This is a genomic window from Pseudarthrobacter sp. TE3704 (genome assembly GCF_056279405.1).
Genome location: NZ_JBWCCJ010000011.1, coordinates 1 through 18,197 on the forward strand (window position 1 = coordinate 1; position 18,197 = coordinate 18,197).

The window sequence follows — 18,197 nt, forward strand, 5'->3', positions numbered from 1 at the left end:
CCACTCGATACGACAAACTCGCCATCACCTATCGGGCAGGCGTCGCACTCTACGCTTCCCTGATCTGGCTACGACAATAAGGAGACACGCCCTAGTTCCAGAATGCCGGCGGCGGTGCTGGCAGCCCCGCTGTGCTGGACGATGTGCGGTTTTCCCGGGATTTCCAGGAAGCTTCCGTTGGGGGCGGCGACGGCCAGCTTTTCGCACCAGGTGCTGGGTGCGACCGGGTCCCGTGAGCCGCGGATGACCAGGACGGGTTGGGCCACGAGAGCTATCTGTGTTTGCAGGTCGTAGGCCATCATCACGGGAAGTTCGGTGAGGTACCAGCGCAGCCCGGAGCGGGCGTAGTCAGTGAAGACGATCGCATTTCCCAGAGGGCTTTCCCTCAGCCCGTCAAGACCCAGGGCCAGGGATTGCTGACGGACGGTGCGGCGTGCGGGGTCCACGACCGGGCCCAGGAGCGCGACGTGGGACACCAGTTCGGGGTGCTGGACCGCGAGTTCGGTGGCAAACTGTGTGCCCATTGAGTGTCCGATGACCACGGCGCGGCTCACACCCATTTTTTCGAGGGTTTCGGCGATGTGGTGTGCGTAGTTGGCCACGGAAAGCTGCCGGTCCGGTGTGGGTGTTCCCCCGAATCCTGGCAGGTCAATGGCGTGGGTATCCCCGTGCCGGGCCAGGAGGAGTTGGAGCCGCCGGTAGTAGCGGTGGGACATTCCGATCCCGTGCAGCAGCACGAAAATCGGGCCCGACGATCCGGGCGGGCAGGTCAAGGAGTGCACGTGTGAGGTCAAGGACCTGGTGGTGACGATCCTGGGTGTCAGCCGCGGGCCCGTCCCGGGCAGGAGCCCGCGGTACGGCGTTGATCCAGTGTCAGGCAGTTGTTTGGTTGCGGCGTGCAACGGTTTCCTTTTCAGTAAGGGTCTTCTCGTGAGGTCTATTAGCCCAAGGTGGCGAGGGCGGCTGGTGCACATTCGATGGTGACCAGCGTGTTCGCGTCAACGGATTTCACTTCTCCGTCGATCTGGTACGGGATAGGTTTGAGGGTGGTGAACGTGTAGTTGCTGACGCTGGGCTGGTCCCCCAGCCCTTGGGTGGTCGCCTTGAGTGCGGTGAGCAGCACGCGCACCTTTGATGTGTGGGGGAATGTAACGACTTCGAATTTGCCGTCCGACAGCTTGTCGTCGGCTTCGCTGAGTGTGGCGTACTTGGCCATTTGGGCGATGTTGGCGAAGACGAGACTGTCGAACTTGCGGCGCTTGCCCTCTGCTGGGCGAATTTCGAATGGCTTGAATTTCGAGAAGGTGCGCATCACGGAGAACATCTCTTTGAGCGCGCCTTTGCTGCCCTTTTCCAGGTCGATGGCCATGACCGGTGTCAGGCCGAAACCGATGTAGGAGTGGGCGTACTCGGCCGGGGCGTGCGGTCCTTCGCCCTTGGTGATGCGCAGGAGGTCAATGTGCCGGACGGCGCCGCCTGCGATGGCGTGCTCCAGCGGCTCAGTGCCGGTGGTGCGCCGGTGGTCGTTCGCGTTTCCCGCAGCCATCACGGCGCACACTGCATTCGGGTTCCCTGCTTGCATGACGCCATTGACGACCTCGTTGTAGCCCCCGTCCCCGCTGACCGAGACGACCAGCACGTCCCCGCCGGCCCCGGCAGCGTCCCGGGCCAGCTCTACGGCGTGGCCGGCGTGCTCTGTGGGTTGGAGCCTGATGTCCGCGGCATCGGGAAGAAGCTCGGCGAGCTTGGACCGCAGCTGCTCGGCGAGGTCCGGGGCATCACCTGTGCTGTTGGGGTTGAAAATGATGACGATTGATTCAAAGGTCCGCAGGGTTGTCTTCCCCGGGGCCGTTTCCTTGCCGCTTCGGGGACCGACGAGGCTGTCGCTGTGCTGCGGGGCCGTGCCGCCGGCGAGGCCGTCGGGTGCGAAGTCCAGGTCCTTGATGGCGGTACGGCTCGCCTGCCGGAGGACGGGAGCGGCAGGTGTTGGGCTGTTGTTGGTCATTCGGGTATTCCTTTGGTCTTGTAAGGGGCGCGGCCGGTGGGGGCTGGCGGGGAAATTCAATCTGGAACCCGCGGTGGCGCAGAGTTCTATTGGCGAGGTAGGCCGGCCGTGATTCCGCAGGGCATGGCCGAAGGCGCAGCTGGGAGGGCTGCGATGTATTCGGCTGTGGTCTCCAGCACCCGGGATTGGCGGCACAGGGCACAGTTGACGGCCACCGCGAGGATGCCTGCCTGCCGGCCGGGCACGGCTGGTGTTTCGACCGTCAGGTGCACTCCGGTGTCGCAGCAGGCACACCAGGGGCGTGTTCCACGCGGCTGATGGGTGTACCTGGGGACGTAACTGTTCGAGGGTGTGGTGACGGTGAGGGTCAAACCACTGCCCGGTAGCTGGACAAGATGTAGTCCGTGGCCGCCGGTCCCGTCATCCGCAGGCATTGGCCGGGATTGACGCGTTGTTTCATCGCGGTCCAGAAGGCATGCTCTGTGCGCGGGGTTTGGTGGGACACGAAGCACCAGCTGGTGTACAGGCCGTAGAAGGTGTCCTCGTCAAGAGTCCAGTCGGACTCCTGGTCCGGGTAGGTGGCTTCCTGCAGGAACTGGTCGAACTGTGAATGCGCCATGATGGCTCTTTTCAACAAGGTGCAATGGTCCGCCGTTCGGCTACAGCGGCCTCAAACCCACTACCCTGCACGGGGCACTGAGCGAACTGCCGGACGATCCATTCAGGTGCTCCGGCAGGTAAAACAAGGTAAAACAGGTACAGCAGGGCGGGTCAGGCGCCGCGCCCATCGAGGGGGCCGGGTCGGGCTCCGTCAGTTCGCGGCACGGGAGCCGGAAGCCTGCGGGTTAAGCGTTGTTGTTGTGAACACAGTTGCCGGCCTTGGCCAGGCCGCAGGCCACCATCAGGCCGACCATTGAAAAGTGTTGCGACCGGCGCTGGCGCGTTTGATGCTGGTGCACGTTGTCATGTGGTTCTCCTGAGACGGTGATGTGAGCGGGCCGTGACGGCCATGCAAACTCTGATCCCTTTGCTGAAACCATGTCGACAAGTTCTCTACACTGTAGACTTTAGGCGTAGACTACTTAATAAGCAAGCTTACGTATCTCCCAAGTGGGTGGGCCTGACACAACGACCAGGACGGACCCTCCATGGCCTCCCCCGAAAAATCCAACAACAAAATTGGTGCCCGAAAGGCGCGGTTAAGCAAGGACCTCGTCCTCACCACCGCGCTTGCGCTGGTCGACGCGGAAGGCCTGGAGGCCCTCACCATGCGGCGACTTGCACAGGAACTGCAACGGGATCCCATGAGCCTCTACCGCTACGCAGCGAACCGGGCAGCCCTGCTTGACGGAGTCGCCGAAACGGTGCTGAACGAACTGGCCATCTTTCCAAACGACCCGGACTGGCAGGCGCAGTTGCGCCGGATCGCACACGACCTCCGGCACCTGGCGCTGCGGCACCCCAACGTTGTGCCGTTGCTGGTCACCCGGCCCCTCTCCACGCCTCTGGGCATGCGCCCGCTAGGGACACTGCGGCCACTGGAACAGATCCTGGCGCTCCTGATAGAAGCAGGCTTTGCCCCCGCGGATGCCCTCCACGTCTACCGGGCCTACTACGGATTCCTCTACGGGCACATCCTCAATGAACTTCAGGAATACATCGTGGACCCCGAGGAAAACGAAGCCATCCTGCGACTGGGCCTGCACCGCCTCCCGCCAAAAGACTTCCCGCACCTCCGGACGCTGGGACCTGTCCTCGCAGAATACGACGGCGCCGCCGAACTCGACCAGGGACTGTCCATCCTGCTCAGCGGCCTTGCAAGCCAACTATCTCCACAACATCGGCGGGCACCCTCCTAATACCCTCACCACGCAAACCACAATTCCCGTATATTGACCGCGCGAGCGCCTGCAAAAGAGCCAGCGGTGGGCAAACCTGCACGGCGCTCTCCCAAGGACCAGGGCGTCACTGGTATCTGCATGCGAAGAAGGAGGGGGGACGTTTGAACGTCCCCCCTGCTACTTCTCGTCGATAAGGTCGGCAATGGCAAAGGCGAGAAGCTCTAAATCCAACGCGCTCGGTTCCTGCACCCCTTGCAGGAAAGCCTCAAACTCGAACGATGTTGCACAACCGCCATTGCCCATGTACTTCAGCCAAAGCTCCCAAAGCTCTACCTCGCCGTGCCCGAGCATGGCTCGCGCTGTCGGGCGCGGATCTTCCACCATGAATTCCTTCGTTGGATGCGGCTCAGTTATCGCATGCCGCCCCACTTGGTGTCCCTGCTGCCCGAGACATACTCAATGGTTCCAGAAAATAGCTGCCCAGTGACCAGCAACAGCCAGAATAGCTGCCCGAGCCAGCCGTCGAACGCGGCTAAACAATAGCTGCGCATCCGCCCGCATTCTCGATTACGTCCGCAACTCGTCCCGTGTTCTGGTCGACAAAGAGCCTCATCGGCCCTACTCGTTTAGATCCCAGGAAACCGGGACGTGCGCGGGTGGGACACTCCCCCGGATACGGCCCACAGCTACACCGGGCCATCGAATCAGCTTTCCCTTAGGGTGCTGGGCCGGTAGAAACAGCAGACAGGACGGTAAGCTTGCCCTATGTCGAGCCCAGCGGAAGACGAGCCCTTAGCGCAGCTTCACAACGTTCTGGTGGGCGCCGAAAATGTGGTGGAGTTCCTTTCCGGACTCTCCAAACTTGCAGCGACCGTGGTTTCTGAAGCTGCCGGCGACGAAGTCGAGTGTGCAGTCACCGTAAAAGCCAGCCGTAAACCCTCTACAGCTGCCGGCAGCAGCAAACGCGCCGTGGAACTGGATCAGCTGGAGCAGGCGATCGGTGACGGTCCATGCATCAAGGCCTTGCGCGAGATGTCCCCGGTCATCATCGAAGATGTCACCTTGGACTCCAGGTGGCCGGAGTTAAACCGGAAATTCGCGGAGAAGAACGTCTACAGCTCTTTGGGCGTGCCTCTGGGAATCACGAGCGAAGCCAGTGCCGCGCTCAACTTCTTCGCCTCCAAACCCGGCGCGTTCACCCCCGACGTCTACGACAAGGCCATGGGGTTTTCCTCATCCGCACGCAGCACACTCCTTCTGGCCGTGCGCATCGGCACAGCCCAGAGCCGGGCAGACGATCTGGAAGCAGCCCTGCAAAGCCGGACTGCCATCAACCTGGCGTGCGGGGTCATCATGGGGCAGAACAGGTGCTCACAGGCTGAAGCCATGGAAATTCTCGCCAAGGTCTCCAGCAACCGCAACCGTAAGTTGCGCGACGTCGCTACCGAACTGATCGAACAACTCTCCGGGACCAGCATCCAGACCCACTTCGACGCCTGATTCAGTCGGCCACGTCTATACCGGCCCCTGCTTAGGAGGGGGCTTGATGTGTCCGCCCACTCCTTGATGTCATCCAACGCAAAATCTAGAAGTTCCACATCCAGGTCGGAGGGTTCCTGTATCCCGTAAACAAATGCTTCGACAGTCATCACTAGTTGCGAGACGACGAGCGCTATGCGCCACATTCCATGGCCGCGTCCTGTTGCAGCACACCCCAAACTGGCACCGTCCGCTAGCTTGACGGAATCACAATTATCGGCGTTTCAAATCAGGTGGTTGAGGGCCATGGTCTCGGCCCATCTAGCATTTTTGCCAGAGGCGTTCAGGAGAGGCGTGCGATGCTTCGGCGTGATGCCCTGGGTGTTGTGCTCCTCGTCGCCTGGCTCAGGCATCGCCGTACAAGACGCTCGCTTAACCCTGCGCGCCGGGCTAGAACCGTATTCGTTGGGCGACGGCCCACAGCATTCTCCGCGGCAAGAACTGTATTGACCCGCTGGATAGCCCATATCGGCACGGCTTGGTTGGACATAGCTTCGGTTCACTTTCGTTCAGGCTGATCTAAGGTGTCTGTCGCAGTTATGGGCCGCCGAGGTCCCGCCAGATCAGAATCGGGGGGTTAGGGACGTCACGAAGGCGCCCGGCCGGGCAGTCCCGGCCGGGCGTCTTTTCCCCTATTGATTTGAGCGCTACGGGCTTTGCCATGTGGCAGTCAGCCGACTGGCATTAGCGTGCCGCGGTGGCGGGCTGTTCCTGGAAGGCGGGCACGACGTGCTCGATGAAGAGCTCGAGTGAGCGCTTTTTCTCTTCATGGGTGAGGCTGTTGTCAGCCCAGAAGCTGAACTCAGTGACGCCGAGTGCCTCGTAGCGGCGGAGCCGCTCGATGACCTCGCTGGGCGTCCCGATCATCGCCGTCTTGTGGAACGATTCGGGCGTGAACTCCGGACGCTCGGCGAACTTCTCTTCAGGGCTGGGCTCGAGGAAGCCGTTCTTCGGGGTGGTCTTGTTGCCGAACCAGGCATCGAAGGTCCGGTAGAACTTTTGGATGGCCTCGGCCGGGCGCCGCCATCCCTCGGGCTCGTCTTCCGAGTGGACATGGGTGTGGCGGAGCACCATGAGGTCCGGACGGGGGACGCCGGGGTTGTTCTCCACGGCGGTGTCGAACTTGTTGGCGAGGTCTTCGACTTCCTCGTCGCCCTTCATCAGCGGGGTCACCATAACGTTGCAGCCGTTGGCGACGGCGAACTCGTGCGAGGAGATGTCGCGGGCGGCGATCCACATGGGCGGGGTGGGCTTCTGGATGGGCTTGGGGACGCTGGTGGACGTCGGGAACTGCCAGACCTCGCCGTCGTGTGCGTAGTCACCTTCCCAGAGCTTGCGCACTGCCGGGACGAGTTCGCGCAGGTGCTTGCCGCCGTCGACCGCGGACATGCCGCCCATCAGGCGGTCGAACTCGAACTGGTACGCGCCGCGGGCAAGTCCCACTTCCATCCGGCCGTTGCTGATGACGTCCAGGAGCGCGGTCTCGCCGGCAACGCGGAGCGGGTTCCAGAACGGTGCGATGATGGTGCCCGCTCCAAGCCGGATCGTGGACGTGCGGGCGGCCAGGTAGGCGAGCTGGGGCATTGGGCTGGGAGAGATGGTGTACTCCATGGAGTGGTGCTCACCGATCCAGACGGTGCTGAATCCTCCGGCTTCGGCGATGAGCGTCAGTTCCGTCAGGTTCTCGAACAATTCCTGGTGCGAGACGGTTTCGTCCCAGCGTTCCATGTGGACGAAGAGTGAAAAGCGCATTATCGAATCCTTTGTTCTGCCGCGGCGTTCTGCGGTGCCTCGTTGAGTACAGCTGCCGGTGCCGCTGCATTGCGTTCGGCGATGGTCTGGTTGCCGCGGGACCAGTGTTCATGCTCGATCTCGCGGATGATGACAGTCGTGTTGTCCGGAACCGCACCCACGGCGTCCTCTGCCGCGCGGTGAAGCCCGGCGATGAGTGCGCGGAGCTGTTCAGGAGTCCGGCCGCGGGCTATGGAGACTTCAATGAGAGGCATGGGTGCTCCTTCAGCTGCGCAGGACGAAGGGATCGGACACGGGTCCTTCGTCGGTGTTGATCCAGATGCTCTTGAGCCGGGTGTATTCGTGCATGGATTCGAGTCCGTGCTCGATGCCTACGCCCGAGTTCTTGAAACCCTGCCGCGGCGACATGGGCGACATGGCGCGGTAGGTGTTGACCCACACGGTTCCTGCTTCAAGCCGGCGCGCCATGCGGTGGGCGCGTGCGAGGTTCTGGGTCCAGACGCCGGCGGCCAGGCCGTACTCGGTGTCGTTGGCCAGGCCCACCACCTCGTCCTCGGAGTCGAAGGGCATGATCGCGGCGACGGGGCCGAAGATTTCCTCCCTTACTACGCGCATGGAGTTGTCGACGTCGGTAAGGACAGTCGGTGCGAAGAAGTATCCCGGAAGGTCGATCTGAGGCCGGCGGCCTCCGGTCCGGACGGTTGCACCCTCGCTGACGCCGAGGTCGACGTAGGAGCTCACCTTGTCCAGCTGGGCGCCGAAGGCCAGGGGCCCGAGCTCGGTGTTGGCCAGGAGCGGGTCGCCGATGATGATGGAGGCGGCGCGTTCTGCGACGCGCTCAACGAGTTCGTCGTAGACGCTGCGGTGGGCAAAGACCCGGCTGCCCGCGATGCAGGTCTGGCCTGCCGCGGCGAAGATTCCGGCGATGACGCCCATGGCGGCGTTCGAGACATCTGCGTCGCCGAACACGATGTTGGGGCTCTTGCCGCCCAGCTCAAGGGTGGAGCCGATGAAGCGTGACGCGGTCTCCGCGGCGATGCGGGCTCCGGTCTGCGTGGAGCCCGTGAAGGAAATCTTTGCCAGGTCCGGGTGGCTGACCAGGGCAGCGCCTGCTTCCTGACCGAAGCCGGTGACGACGTTCACCACCCCGTCGGGGAACCCGGCCCGGGAGGCCAGTTCGGCGACGCGGAGGATGGTCCGCGAGGTGTACTCGCTGGGCTTGATGACCAGGGTGTTGCCTGCAGCCAGGGCAGGAGCGAGCTTGGAGGTGGTCAGCGTCAGCGGGGAGTTCCACGGCGTGATGGCCCCGACGACGCCGAGCGGCTCCCGCTGGGTGTAGTTGAGCATCGCGAGTGAATTCGTGGGGATCTGGCTGCCCTGGACCTTGTCCGCGAGCCCGGCGTAGTAGTACAGGTACTCCGGCAGGCCGGCGAGCTGGCCGCGCATCTCGCGCAGCAGCTTGCCGTTGTCCAGAGTCTCAAGCTCGGCGAGCTCCTCGGCATGCTCGCCAATGAGATCACCGAGGCGGCGCAGCAGGTGGCCGCGCTTGGTCGCCGTGAGGTCACGCCAGAGCGGTGACTGGAACGCGGTCTTCGCCGCTGCCACGGCCCGGCGCACGTCCTCCTCGGTTCCCCGGGCAGCCTCGTAGAGGACCTCGAGTGTTGCGGGGTTGGTGCTGGCGAAGTATTCCCCGCCGGCGGGAGCAGACCAGGTGCCCCCGATAAAGTGCTCGAGTCGAACAGTCATGCGCGTTCTCCTTCGGAATCTTTGATGAACTCGTTGATGGCCCGGGCCAGGACGTCAGCGTCCTGGACGGGGAGCATGTGCCGCGCACAAGGCACGACGACGGCCTTCGCACCGGGGATGGCTGCGGCGAGCCGCCTGGTCATCTCCGGCGTCGACCCCGGGTCATGCTCGCCGGTGATGGCCAGCGCCGGCACCTTGATGTGGCTGAGCTCCTTGCCGATCACCCCGTCCCCTAAGGCGAAGACGCGGTAGGCGTGGATAAAGGACTGGACGTCATTTGCCTCGAGGGTCCGGCGGGTCGCGTCCACGACGCTTTGGGGCACGGCCGTCCCTGAGTACCAGCGGTCGATCGACGCCTCAACCGTTGCCGGGAAGTCGGCTTCGGCCGATGCCAGCCGGGCGCTGACCGCACTGCGCTCGGCATCGGTACGTTGGCAGACCGAACTCACGCAGGTGAGGGTCTTGACCCGGCCGGGATGGAACCTCGCGATGTATTGCGCAACCAGCGCACCCAGTGAGAAGCCCACGAGGTGGGATCGTTCGGGGAGGCGCGTCATCACGTCGTCGGCCATTTCTTGAAGGGTGACCGGTTGCGTCAATGGCGGCTGCTGGCCGTGCCCCGGCAGGTCGACGGCTATCGACTCACGCCCGAGCGCTTCCTGGACGGGCACCCACATGGCTGCATCGAGGCCCACCCCGTGAAGGAGGGCAACGGGCGTTTCCTGCGTGTGTGTCATTGCTCTGTGGAGAGGGGCGCCAGGCGCTCCTGCGGCCGGCCCTGTGCGGAGGCCGCGAGGGCAATGAGGATCTCACCGGGGTGCGGAGCATCGGCGATCCTGACCTCGACGGTCTGGTGGTGGGAGCGAATGGTCGCATCCGTGATGTGCTTCATGGGGATGTCGAACACGGTGCCGGCCGGCGCGCGCTTCTCGACGGCGGGCAGCAGGGTGGTTGCGGAAGCGGCCTTGCGGTAGTGGTCACCGAACTTAAGTGTGTGGATCAGTGCCGAGCCGTGCTCCACCTCCCCTTCGATGCCCACAATGGCTGCTTTGCCGTAGGCCTCCACCGGGGCGCCAAGCGCCTCGATGACCTTGGGAGTAAGGAGTGCGCCAAGGTCGGAGGCTGTTGCATCGATGCCTTGGCTGAGGTCCTCGACGAAGCCCTGGCCTGCCCAGGGGTTTTCCACGACGGCGACGGCGACGGCGACACGGGCTCCGGGGGTGACGGGACGGCCGCCCTCGGTCAGGATTTCTTCGGACAAAGTAATGATCTTGCGGATATTCACGGCAGGATTCCCTCCAGTATTTCAGCGGTAACGGGGCGGTCAGTTGTTCGGTCGCCGATGCGGGGATGCGGACGCGACCCTGTCGAGGCGGCGGCGATCACGACGATTTCATCCGGGTGGGGCGCATCGCTCAGGCTCAGCGTCAGGGTTTGGTAGTGGCTTCGGGTGGAAGCGGCCTCTTTGTGCCACATTGGCACGGCAATGGAGGTGCCCGGTTCGGCGCGGTCGTCAGAGAAGGAGAGGATCGATGTGCCTTCGAGGAACTCGCGGACGAGGTTGCCGAAGAACGGTGTGTGGATCAGCGCCGCGGCGTGCTCAACCTCACCGTTCAGCCCAACTACGGCCGACTTGCCGAACGCCTCAATTTCGCCGGCCCCGCCAAGTGATGCGGTAAGGCGGTCAGTGAGGACCTTCGCGAGCACCGGAGCGATCCGTTCGGTCTCGGGTGCCAGATCGTTCGAGACCGGCGAGCCGGCCCAGGGGTTGCGGACAATGGCGGCTGCGGCCGCCCTGGTCACGCTGGTGGGCAGGGCACCCTGGCCGTCGCGGAGGAGCTCTTCCGTGAGCACGGTGATCTTCCGGACACCGACACTCCGGGCGAGCTCTTCCATGAGGGGCGCCTGGTGAGGATCGGTTCCGTCAGCGGAACGTGAAGTCAGGGCTGTATCAGACATGGTTCAGGTCCTTCCATGGGAAGGAAAGGGCAATCAGGGAGCACACAGTGCACGTCCTTTCGGTTTCTCCGCCGCAAGGCTGGCGGTTCGCTGGTATGGCGGTAATGCCACGCTGGCCACCCCTTTCGTGGGGGTGGATCCAGCAAAATTTCAGTTCCCGGCCGCGTCGGGTGCTTCGGGTGGTTCGATGCGGGCAGCGGCGAGGCTTGAGGCATTGACGTGGCCGCGCATTGCAAGTTCGGCACCGGTGGGATCCTTTTCCAGGATCGCTTCGAGAACCGACTGATGCTCACGGATGGAGGCCCGCATACGGGCCGGACGCTCAACGGTTTCCAGAACGATCCGGTGGTAGGCAAGCTGGTTCATGAGGCGCCCGTAGTGCTCGCGGAGCTTTGAGTTATCGGAGCCGTTCACGATGGTCCAGTGGAACTCGTGGACCAGTTCGGCATACTTTGCGCTGTCCCCCCTGCGCTCGGCGCCCTCTGACGCTTCAATATTGCGTTTGAGCCGGTCCAGCTCCGGCACGGGGCCGCGCCGGGCGAGCAGGCTGGCCGCCAGGCCCTCCAGGCTTTCCTTCAGCTGGAACAGTTCGACGATTTCGCGCCGGGTGGGTATCCGGACGAAGGTGCCAACCTTCGGGCGTATTTCAACGAGGCCCTCATTTTCCAGCTGCTTGAGCGCTTCCCGCACCGGCGTCCTGCTCACGTCGAACTCTTCAGCCAGGAACAGCTCAGGGAGGGGAGCGCCGGGAGGGTACTCGCCGCTGAGAACGAGCTTGCGGAGCTTATCCAGAAGGCTTCCCTGGTTCCCGTTCGCCTGCTCTTGTGTTTTGGTCTGAAGCGTCTCTTGCATGCATCAAACGTACGTTGCATACAAGCAGGGCGTCAAGGGGATCCTGCTACGCCGCGAGTTGTCGCCGTTTTTCAAAGAAGGTGTTGACGCAGATCACACTTAGATTTACGGTTGTGGCATGCAACAGACAATCAACCACACCTTGACCGCAGCTTGGACCGCAGCCTGGGACGAGGGTGACGTCAGTGCTTTCGACGCAATCGTCACCGCCGACTACCAGCGTGAGAGCGCCGGCACGAAAAAGATCACCGGTCTGAAGGAACTCCAGCAGGAAATCCTCGAAGTCCGGGCGGCATTCCCGGACCTCACCACCCGCATCGATAAGGTCATCGCGGACGGCGACGATGTAGCCATTTTCTGGACAACCACCGGCACCTTCACGCACCCGCTGGGTGGAGTCCCGCCCACAGGGCGCGTGGTGGAGACCCGCGGATCAAACGCCCTCACCCTGCGCGATGGCCGCATTGCGTACGAACGGGTTACCTGGGACGCCGCAGAACTCCTGGCCGACCTGGGTGTTCCGTCCCTTCACTCGGCATTCGAGGACGAAACCACGGACGTCGTGGTGGATGAACTGACCGGCAACCTTCCGCCGGACGTCATGAAGGGCTTCAACCGGCAGTTCATTACAGGTGTCACCGTGGTGACCACCGTCGACGAAGACGGCAAACCCCGGGGCCTTGCGGCCAACTCCTATGCTTCGATTTCGCTGGACCCGCCGCTCGTTCTGGTGTGCGTCCAGAAGACGTCGTCCACCTACCCGGCCCTGTTCCAGTCGGAGCATTTCGGGATCAATATCCTTAGCAACAATCAGCACGACACCGTTCGAACGTTCGCTTCCAAGGCTCCCGATAAATTCGCCAACCTGGAATGGCACGCAGGCCCCCACGGTGTGCCACTGATCGACGGCTCGGCCGCCTCGCTCGAGGCCGAGATCAAGGAACGGTTCCAGGCTAAGACCCACACCATCTTCGTCGGCCGGGTACGGCACGCTGAAGTCGCGGACGTAGACCCCATGATCTACAAGGCAGGCCACTTCTTTGACGGCGCACGCCTGGAAGAACTCTGAGCGCACCACCGAGCTGCTGCCCGGATCTGCCAGCCCCCCACGGACCGGTCCGGGCGCCTACCTCCTCCACCCGGAGGCCTCCCCAACCAAACCTATGCAGCCCACTGCAACCTGGAGCACTCATGACCCACATCAAAACTGCCGAGGATCTGATGGATGAAACATCCCCCGGCATGGGCGACAACAGCAAGGCATCGCACTCCCCGGCTGCCCCCGAGGAGGCAACCGAAACCCCGATGGCCAAAGCCGACCGTCTCCGGCACCGGCCAGGGGCAGTCTTCTGGACATCCGTTGGCCTCATCGGCGCGTTCACCGCCTGGGCTTCCTTGGCCCCCGAAAACCTGAGCGCGGTCATGACCGCGGCAATGAACTGGGTCGCCGAGAGCGTCGGCTGGAGCTACCTGCTTGTGACCCTCGGCTGCATCGGTCTGCTCATCTACATCGGCATCAGCAGGTTCGGAACCATTCGACTCGGCGCCGATGACGCAAAACCCGACTTCAGCACCTGGTCCTGGCTTGCGATGATCCTCTCCGCGGTCATGGGCATCGGCCTCATCAGCTACGGCGTCGCCGAGCCCATCTCGCACTTCGCTTCCCCGCCGCACGGCCTGGCCGAGGCCGGCACCATGGAAGCCGCGGTCCGCGCCATGCAGTTCTCCTACTTCGACTGGGGTCCGCACGCCTGGGCCGTGTTCGGGGTCTTCGGCCTCGCCATCGCCTACTCCACACACCGCCGCAACAACGCCGGACTGGTCTCGCCGATGCTGCGGCCCGTCTTCGGCAAACTGGTGGACGGCTGGTTCGGCAAGATGATCGACATCTTCGCCATCATCGCCACCCTCTTCGGAACAACCACGTCCCTGGGGCTCGGCGCCTCACAGATCGGCGAAGGGGTGGACCGGGTCTTCGGCATCCCCTCCAGCCTTGTGGGCCAGATCCTGATCATCGCCGTCATCACGGTGATCTTCACGCTCTCCGCGCTCTCCGGCGTGCACCGCGGCATCAAGTACCTGAGCCAGGGCACAATGGTCCTCTCTGCCGGGCTGGCCCTCTTCGTCTTGTTCACGGGACCCACCAACTTCATCTCAAACCTGTTCTTCCGTTCCCTCGGCGAATACCTCAGCGGCTTCTTCGCCGTCAGCCTGCTGACGCCGAGCACCCCCGACGACGTCCAGTGGATGCAGTGGTGGACCTACTTCATGATGGCCTGGTGGCTGAGCTGGGGCGCCTTCGTTGGGGTCTTCCTCGCCAAGATCTCCAGGGGACGCACGGTGCGCCAGTTCATCGCGGGCGTCATGATCGTTCCGAGCGTTGTGTTCTTCGCCTGGTTCACCATCTTCGGCGGCTCGGCAATCAAGTTCGACATGGATAACGGCGGCCAGATCGGTGCCGCGGCCCTGGACGACGTCAACTCGGCGTTCTTCGCCACCCTCGCTGAGCTCCCGTTGTCCGGCATCACCTCCGTGGTGGCGATCTTCCTGGTGGTGATGTACTTCGTCTCCGGCGCCGACGCGAACACCTTCGTGCTCAGTATGATGTCCTCCCGCGGGACCCTGAAGCCCACCAAGCCGGTTCTGACAACCTGGGGACTGCTGACCGGCCTGTGCGCCGTGGTGCTTCTGATCGTCGGAGGCCTGGGCGCACTCCAGCAGGCGGCCATGCTGTCGGCACTGCCGTTCACCGTGATCGTTGCCCTCCTCGGATATGGCTTGGTGGTGGAGCTCAGGAAAGATCCCCAGTTTGAGGGAACCCGCGCGCTGACGCAGCGCGATCTCAGCCGCATCCTCAAGCGTGAGGCCTAAACACTACTGACAGACAAGTGACGGCGGCGGGAGCACCCGCCGCCGTCACCGTGTTAACTTCCTGCCCTTGGAATTGTTTCTACAAAGGAGACCTTCAATGACCACTTCCCCCACACTATCCCCTGCCAACCTGTCCGAGCGCGAGGCCTCCCTCCTTGCTGCTGTCCCCACCGGCCTACTGATCGATGGGCAGTGGCGTGATGCGTCCGACGGCGGCACGTTTGACGTGCACGATCCCGCCACCGGCGAGGTCCTCGCCACCCTCGCCTCCGCTACGAGCGACGACGCTATTGCTGCTTTGGATGCGGCCGACGGCGCGCAGGCGTCCTGGGCGCGGACCGCGCCCCGGGTGCGGGCCGAGATCCTCCGCCGGGCCTTTGACCTGGTCACCGAACGGGCCGAAGACTTCGCCCTGCTGATGACCATGGAGATGGGCAAGCCACTGGCCGAGGCCCGCGGCGAGGTGACCTACGGGGCCGAGTTCCTGCGCTGGTTCTCCGAGGAAACCGTCCGCGACTACGGCCGCTACCTCACCACCCCCGAAGGCAAAAACAAGATCCTCGTCCAGCACAAACCCGTCGGGCCCTGCCTGCTCATCACGCCCTGGAACTTCCCCCTGGCGATGGCCACGCGCAAAGTCGCACCGGCTGTGGCGGCCGGCTGCACCATGGTCCTCAAACCCGCAAAACTCACCCCGCTCACGGCGCAGTACTTCGCGCAGACCATGCTCGACGCCGGCCTGCCCGCCGGCGTCCTCAACGTCGTCGCCTCATCCTCCGCATCGGGGATTTCCGGGCCGCTGTTGAAGGACTCCCGGCTCCGGAAGGTGAGCTTCACCGGCTCCACCCCCGTCGGCAAACGGCTTATGGCCGACGCCGCGCAGAACGTGCTGCGCACCTCGATGGAGCTCGGCGGGAACGCCCCGTTTATCGTCTTCGAGGACGCCGATCTCGACAAGGCCGTCGAAGGGGCCATGGCTGCGAAGATGCGGAACATGGGCGAAGCCTGCACCGCCGCCAACCGCTTCCTCGTTCACGAGTCAGTGGCACAGGAGTTCACCGCCAAGTTCGCCGCCGCGATGGGCGCCCTGTCCACCGGCCGCGGCACCGACCCCGCCACCCAGGTTGGCCCGCTCATTGACGCCGGCGCCCGCGACGACGTGCACGGCCTCGTAACCGCCGCCGTCGGGGCCGGAGCAGTGGCCGTCACCGGCGGCGGACCCGTGGACGGACCCGGCTACTTCTACCAGCCCACCGTCCTCGCCGGCGTACCGAATGATGCGGCGATCCTGGGCCAGGAAATTTTCGGACCCGTCGCCCCCGTCACCACCTTCACCACCGAGGAAGACGCCATCCGGCTGGCGAACGCCAGCGAATACGGGCTTGCCTCCTACCTCTACAGCAAGGATTTCAACCGTCTCCTGCGCGTCGCCGAGCAGATCGAGTTCGGCATGGTCGGGTTCAACGCCGGCGTCATCTCCAACGCCGCAGCACCCTTCGGCGGCGTCAAGCAATCCGGCCTCGGGCGCGAGGGCGGATCAGAAGGCATCGCCGAATACACCACTACCCAATACATCGGCATCGCCGAGCCCTACGCCGGCTAACTGTCCCCTTCCTGCCTAGGAAGGATGTATCACACCACCAGGGCCTCCCACCCTCGCAACTGGGAGGTCCTGGTTTCAGTGGCCACTCGCGACCCCAGGCGTAGACGGCTTTCAAGTCACAGAGCTCTGTAAAAGTAGGAGAGTCCATGTCAATTGAGCCAGTACATATACAGCCGACCCGGAAGCGGCAACTGTTGAACGTCAGGGCAGTGGTTGCCAGGATCAACCCGCGAAGACCCAAAAACTCGTGCCTGAGAAGATTGCACGAACCAACTTCCATCTGATCAATAAACTAATCTCGTTTTATGCCGCATTAATCCAGGATGGCCAATGAACACTGACAGTGAAGTCGTACATGCTGCTAATACCCTCACTGCATGGATAAGCGGCGTTTCCACCGAGACCAAGGAACTTGCGAGGAACGTTACCTCGCTCCTGGAGGAGAAAAATCTCGTCGGCAAGTCCACGATCAGTAAGACCGCACTGGTAGGACTGGACGGAGCCGCGCGGGAGTTCTTGGCGAAGAAACCTTATGCTGTCGGCGCTTGGATATGTCTCTCCGCAGAATCCGTTGAAGAGGGCTGCCGATCTTTCGAATGGTGGTTCCGCACCAACTCCGGTGGCATGGAGAGAGTTGATGCTGACCGGACCCCCGGCAGTAGTCGCTACTACGACTACGAGAAGCTGCCGTTCTTCTCGACTGCCGCTTCCACACGTGAGCAGACTCTATCCGGCCCGTATGTGGACTATCTCGGCTTCGAGGAATACATCCTCTCATTCACGGCCCCGTTTTCCGTCCATGGAAGTTTTATGGGGGTAGCGGGATGCGACATTCGGATCAAGGATCTGGAGCCCCTCATCATGCCAAATCTGCTTGCCGTCCCAAGAGACGCCGCCCTAATAAACGCCAGCAACCGCGTCGTTCTTGGCAACTCAGGTAGATACCTGGTTGGCGAGCGGATCAAGCCCGAAGCTCCAGACCAGCATCGGATAGCTTTGGGTATTCCACGCTTGGGTCTATCTCTGATCTACAGCGAGTAGCCTCAGCTTCCTAACAGCGCATGAAGTCGTTGGTAAGCTCATGCCACGCTCATGGTAGGTGAGGGTACGGCGCTTGCCTCCAGCAGCCGGACCTGACCTCATAGAGTTGGGCATATCCGAACGTGAACGACTGAAGGCTACACCCACAACTGACGTCAGGTACTCGCGGGAACGGCGTCAGAATAGGGTCGCCGTTCGCATTTCTGGGCACGCCAGTGCGAATAGCTAAGATCTCATCCTGACGGTTTACAGGCGGTGGAAGGCATCGATGTCCGTGTGACGCTTTAGCCGAAGACAATTGGGGGAACTCGCAGGGAGTAATTTGTCGACGCCCCCGCCCCAGGACACTTGCCCGCCCACCTGCTTCTCGAGCAGGATGGACGCGTCGACGGAACCTTGAAAGGCGGGATTATGCGTTTAGTTCAGGTGGCTCAGCACGCCACTGATCTGCAGCGGGCATCCCTGTTCTACAGCGAGTTGCTCTCGGCAAAACCCGTAGCCATGTTTGATCCGCCGGGGCTGCTGTTCTTCGATCTTGACGGGGTGCGGCTGTTGCTGGAGCCGGGCGCGCCGAGTTCACTTCTCTACCTCGGCGTTCCCGATGTGAGACGGGCCGTGGAGCAACTCAAAGACCGTGGAGTGGAGGTAGTGACCGAACCGCATGTGATCTTCAGCCACAAAGACGGCCTGCTGGGACCGGCCGGCACGGAGGAGTGGATGGGCCTTCATCCGCGACAGCGAGGGAAACACGCTGGGGCTGGTAAGCCAGGTTGCCCAGGCGCCGCCACCACCGTCTGGACGGCCCGCAACCTACTAGCCAAGCTTGCCGGAAGAGTTCTCCTGCCTAGGAGTCACGACGGATGCGCTCTTCGGCTCCCGCGACACGGAACCACTCCAACGCGGTCTCTCCGTGCTTGGGGTGCTTGCTGAGTTCAAGCTGTGCGTGGACAGGCTAGCTAACTAGCAATCGCAACGGGTGTCGGGTATC

At 63.0% G+C, this 18,197-nt stretch carries 17 protein-coding genes and 1 pseudogene; 7 read left to right on the plus strand and 11 right to left on the minus strand.

Annotation, left to right across the window (positions count from 1 at the left end; genetic code table 11):
- Positions 1-68: 68 nt before the first annotated feature.
- The 3 genes from ACZ9BC_RS21130 to ACZ9BC_RS21140 all read right to left on the minus strand — a co-directional run bounded on the left by ACZ9BC_RS21130 (position 69) and on the right by ACZ9BC_RS21140 (position 2,624).
- Entirely contained in the window at positions 69-902 is an 834-nt protein-coding gene (locus ACZ9BC_RS21130; protein WP_476247658.1) for an alpha/beta fold hydrolase, read from the minus strand.
- A 38-nt stretch (positions 903-940) separates the two neighbouring features.
- Complete coding sequence (locus tag ACZ9BC_RS21135; protein ID WP_476247659.1) at positions 941-2,005, minus strand: diacylglycerol/lipid kinase family protein; 1,065 nt, start codon at positions 2,003-2,005, stop codon at positions 941-943.
- 367 nt (positions 2,006-2,372) lie between these two features.
- Positions 2,373-2,624 carry a hypothetical protein gene (locus ACZ9BC_RS21140; RefSeq protein WP_476247660.1) on the minus strand — a complete coding sequence of 84 codons (252 nt, stop codon included), beginning with the start codon at positions 2,622-2,624 and terminating at the stop codon, positions 2,373-2,375.
- A gap of 529 nt (positions 2,625-3,153) precedes the next feature.
- Between ACZ9BC_RS21140 and ACZ9BC_RS21145 the strand changes: the two genes are divergently transcribed.
- The gene (locus ACZ9BC_RS21145) at positions 3,154-3,864 is read left to right on the plus strand and encodes a TetR/AcrR family transcriptional regulator C-terminal domain-containing protein (RefSeq protein WP_476247661.1); all 711 of its coding nucleotides are present in this window, start codon (positions 3,154-3,156) and stop codon (positions 3,862-3,864) included.
- 159 nt (positions 3,865-4,023) lie between these two features.
- Here ACZ9BC_RS21145 and ACZ9BC_RS21150 read toward each other — a convergent pair whose 3' ends face one another.
- On the minus strand, positions 4,024-4,230 hold the full coding sequence (locus ACZ9BC_RS21150) for a hypothetical protein (RefSeq protein ID WP_476247662.1): 207 nt from the start codon (positions 4,228-4,230) through the stop codon (positions 4,024-4,026).
- A 381-nt stretch (positions 4,231-4,611) separates the two neighbouring features.
- On the opposite strand from ACZ9BC_RS21150, the gene ACZ9BC_RS21155 reads away from it, so the two are divergent.
- The gene (locus tag ACZ9BC_RS21155; protein WP_476247663.1) at positions 4,612-5,346 is read left to right on the plus strand and encodes a GAF and ANTAR domain-containing protein; all 735 of its coding nucleotides are present in this window, start codon (positions 4,612-4,614) and stop codon (positions 5,344-5,346) included.
- Between the two features lie 723 nt (positions 5,347-6,069).
- On the opposite strand, the gene ACZ9BC_RS21160 is transcribed toward ACZ9BC_RS21155, so the two are convergent.
- The 7 genes from ACZ9BC_RS21160 to ACZ9BC_RS21190 form a co-directional block, all read right to left on the minus strand.
- Positions 6,070-7,137: an LLM class flavin-dependent oxidoreductase gene (locus tag ACZ9BC_RS21160; protein WP_476247664.1), complete on the minus strand. Its 1,068-nt coding sequence runs from the start codon at positions 7,135-7,137 to the stop codon at positions 6,070-6,072.
- Positions 7,137-7,391, minus strand: a complete 255-nt coding sequence (locus ACZ9BC_RS21165; RefSeq protein ID WP_476247665.1) for a tautomerase family protein — start codon at positions 7,389-7,391, stop codon at positions 7,137-7,139. Before ACZ9BC_RS21165 ends, ACZ9BC_RS21160 begins: the two co-directional genes overlap by 1 nt.
- A gap of 10 nt (positions 7,392-7,401) precedes the next feature.
- Positions 7,402-8,883, minus strand: coding sequence for an aldehyde dehydrogenase (locus ACZ9BC_RS21170; RefSeq protein WP_476247666.1), 1,482 nt, complete (start codon positions 8,881-8,883; stop codon positions 7,402-7,404).
- On the minus strand, positions 8,880-9,620 hold the full coding sequence (locus ACZ9BC_RS21175; RefSeq protein WP_476247667.1) for an alpha/beta fold hydrolase: 741 nt from the start codon (positions 9,618-9,620) through the stop codon (positions 8,880-8,882). The genes ACZ9BC_RS21170 and ACZ9BC_RS21175 overlap by 4 nt, the downstream gene beginning before the upstream one ends.
- The gene (locus tag ACZ9BC_RS21180) at positions 9,617-10,168 is read right to left on the minus strand and encodes an amino acid synthesis family protein (protein WP_476247668.1); all 552 of its coding nucleotides are present in this window, start codon (positions 10,166-10,168) and stop codon (positions 9,617-9,619) included. Before ACZ9BC_RS21180 ends, ACZ9BC_RS21175 begins: the two co-directional genes overlap by 4 nt.
- Positions 10,165-10,842, minus strand: coding sequence for an amino acid synthesis family protein (locus tag ACZ9BC_RS21185; protein ID WP_476247669.1), 678 nt, complete (start codon positions 10,840-10,842; stop codon positions 10,165-10,167). The genes ACZ9BC_RS21180 and ACZ9BC_RS21185 overlap by 4 nt, the downstream gene beginning before the upstream one ends.
- 150 nt (positions 10,843-10,992) lie before the next feature.
- The gene (locus tag ACZ9BC_RS21190) at positions 10,993-11,694 is read right to left on the minus strand and encodes a GntR family transcriptional regulator (RefSeq protein WP_476247670.1); all 702 of its coding nucleotides are present in this window, start codon (positions 11,692-11,694) and stop codon (positions 10,993-10,995) included.
- Between the two features lie 118 nt (positions 11,695-11,812).
- On the opposite strand from ACZ9BC_RS21190, the gene ACZ9BC_RS21195 reads away from it, so the two are divergent.
- The 5 genes and pseudogenes from ACZ9BC_RS21195 (at position 11,813) to ACZ9BC_RS21215 (ending at position 18,026) form a co-directional block, all read left to right on the plus strand.
- The gene (locus ACZ9BC_RS21195; RefSeq protein WP_476247671.1) at positions 11,813-12,763 is read left to right on the plus strand and encodes a flavin reductase; all 951 of its coding nucleotides are present in this window, start codon (positions 11,813-11,815) and stop codon (positions 12,761-12,763) included.
- Positions 12,764-12,885: 122 nt separating this feature from the next.
- On the plus strand, positions 12,886-14,565 hold the full coding sequence (locus ACZ9BC_RS21200) for a BCCT family transporter (RefSeq protein WP_476247672.1): 1,680 nt from the start codon (positions 12,886-12,888) through the stop codon (positions 14,563-14,565).
- 97 nt (positions 14,566-14,662) lie between these two features.
- Complete coding sequence (locus ACZ9BC_RS21205; RefSeq protein ID WP_476247673.1) at positions 14,663-16,168, plus strand: NAD-dependent succinate-semialdehyde dehydrogenase; 1,506 nt, start codon at positions 14,663-14,665, stop codon at positions 16,166-16,168.
- Positions 16,169-16,498: 330 nt separating this feature from the next.
- Positions 16,499-17,209, plus strand: coding sequence for a cache domain-containing protein (locus ACZ9BC_RS21210; protein ID WP_476247674.1), 711 nt, complete (start codon positions 16,499-16,501; stop codon positions 17,207-17,209).
- Positions 17,210-17,620: 411 nt separating this feature from the next.
- Positions 17,621-18,026, plus strand: a pseudogene (locus ACZ9BC_RS21215) (VOC family protein).
- Positions 18,027-18,197: the final 171 nt, after the last annotated feature.

Coding starts and splice junctions, on each gene's coding strand:
- ACZ9BC_RS21135 (WP_476247659.1), bottom strand. CDS start 2,005: ATGACCAACAACAGCCCAACACCTGCCGCTCCCGTCCTCCGGCAGGCG.
- ACZ9BC_RS21160 (WP_476247664.1), bottom strand. CDS start 7,137: ATGCGCTTTTCACTCTTCGTCCACATGGAACGCTGGGACGAAACCGTC.
- ACZ9BC_RS21150 (WP_476247662.1), bottom strand. CDS start 4,230: ATGGTGGAAGATCCGCGCCCGACAGCGCGAGCCATGCTCGGGCACGGC.
- ACZ9BC_RS21200 (WP_476247672.1), top strand. CDS start 12,886: ATGACCCACATCAAAACTGCCGAGGATCTGATGGATGAAACATCCCCC.
- ACZ9BC_RS21165 (WP_476247665.1), bottom strand. CDS start 7,391: ATGCCTCTCATTGAAGTCTCCATAGCCCGCGGCCGGACTCCTGAACAG.
- ACZ9BC_RS21205 (WP_476247673.1), top strand. CDS start 14,663: ATGACCACTTCCCCCACACTATCCCCTGCCAACCTGTCCGAGCGCGAG.
- ACZ9BC_RS21175 (WP_476247667.1), bottom strand. CDS start 9,620: ATGACACACACGCAGGAAACGCCCGTTGCCCTCCTTCACGGGGTGGGC.
- ACZ9BC_RS21195 (WP_476247671.1), top strand. CDS start 11,813: ATGCAACAGACAATCAACCACACCTTGACCGCAGCTTGGACCGCAGCC.
- ACZ9BC_RS21140 (WP_476247660.1), bottom strand. CDS start 2,624: ATGGCGCATTCACAGTTCGACCAGTTCCTGCAGGAAGCCACCTACCCG.
- ACZ9BC_RS21185 (WP_476247669.1), bottom strand. CDS start 10,842: ATGTCTGATACAGCCCTGACTTCACGTTCCGCTGACGGAACCGATCCT.
- ACZ9BC_RS21210 (WP_476247674.1), top strand. CDS start 16,499: ATGAACACTGACAGTGAAGTCGTACATGCTGCTAATACCCTCACTGCA.
- ACZ9BC_RS21170 (WP_476247666.1), bottom strand. CDS start 8,883: ATGACTGTTCGACTCGAGCACTTTATCGGGGGCACCTGGTCTGCTCCC.
- ACZ9BC_RS21190 (WP_476247670.1), bottom strand. CDS start 11,694: ATGCAAGAGACGCTTCAGACCAAAACACAAGAGCAGGCGAACGGGAAC.
- ACZ9BC_RS21155 (WP_476247663.1), top strand. CDS start 4,612: ATGTCGAGCCCAGCGGAAGACGAGCCCTTAGCGCAGCTTCACAACGTT.
- ACZ9BC_RS21145 (WP_476247661.1), top strand. CDS start 3,154: ATGGCCTCCCCCGAAAAATCCAACAACAAAATTGGTGCCCGAAAGGCG.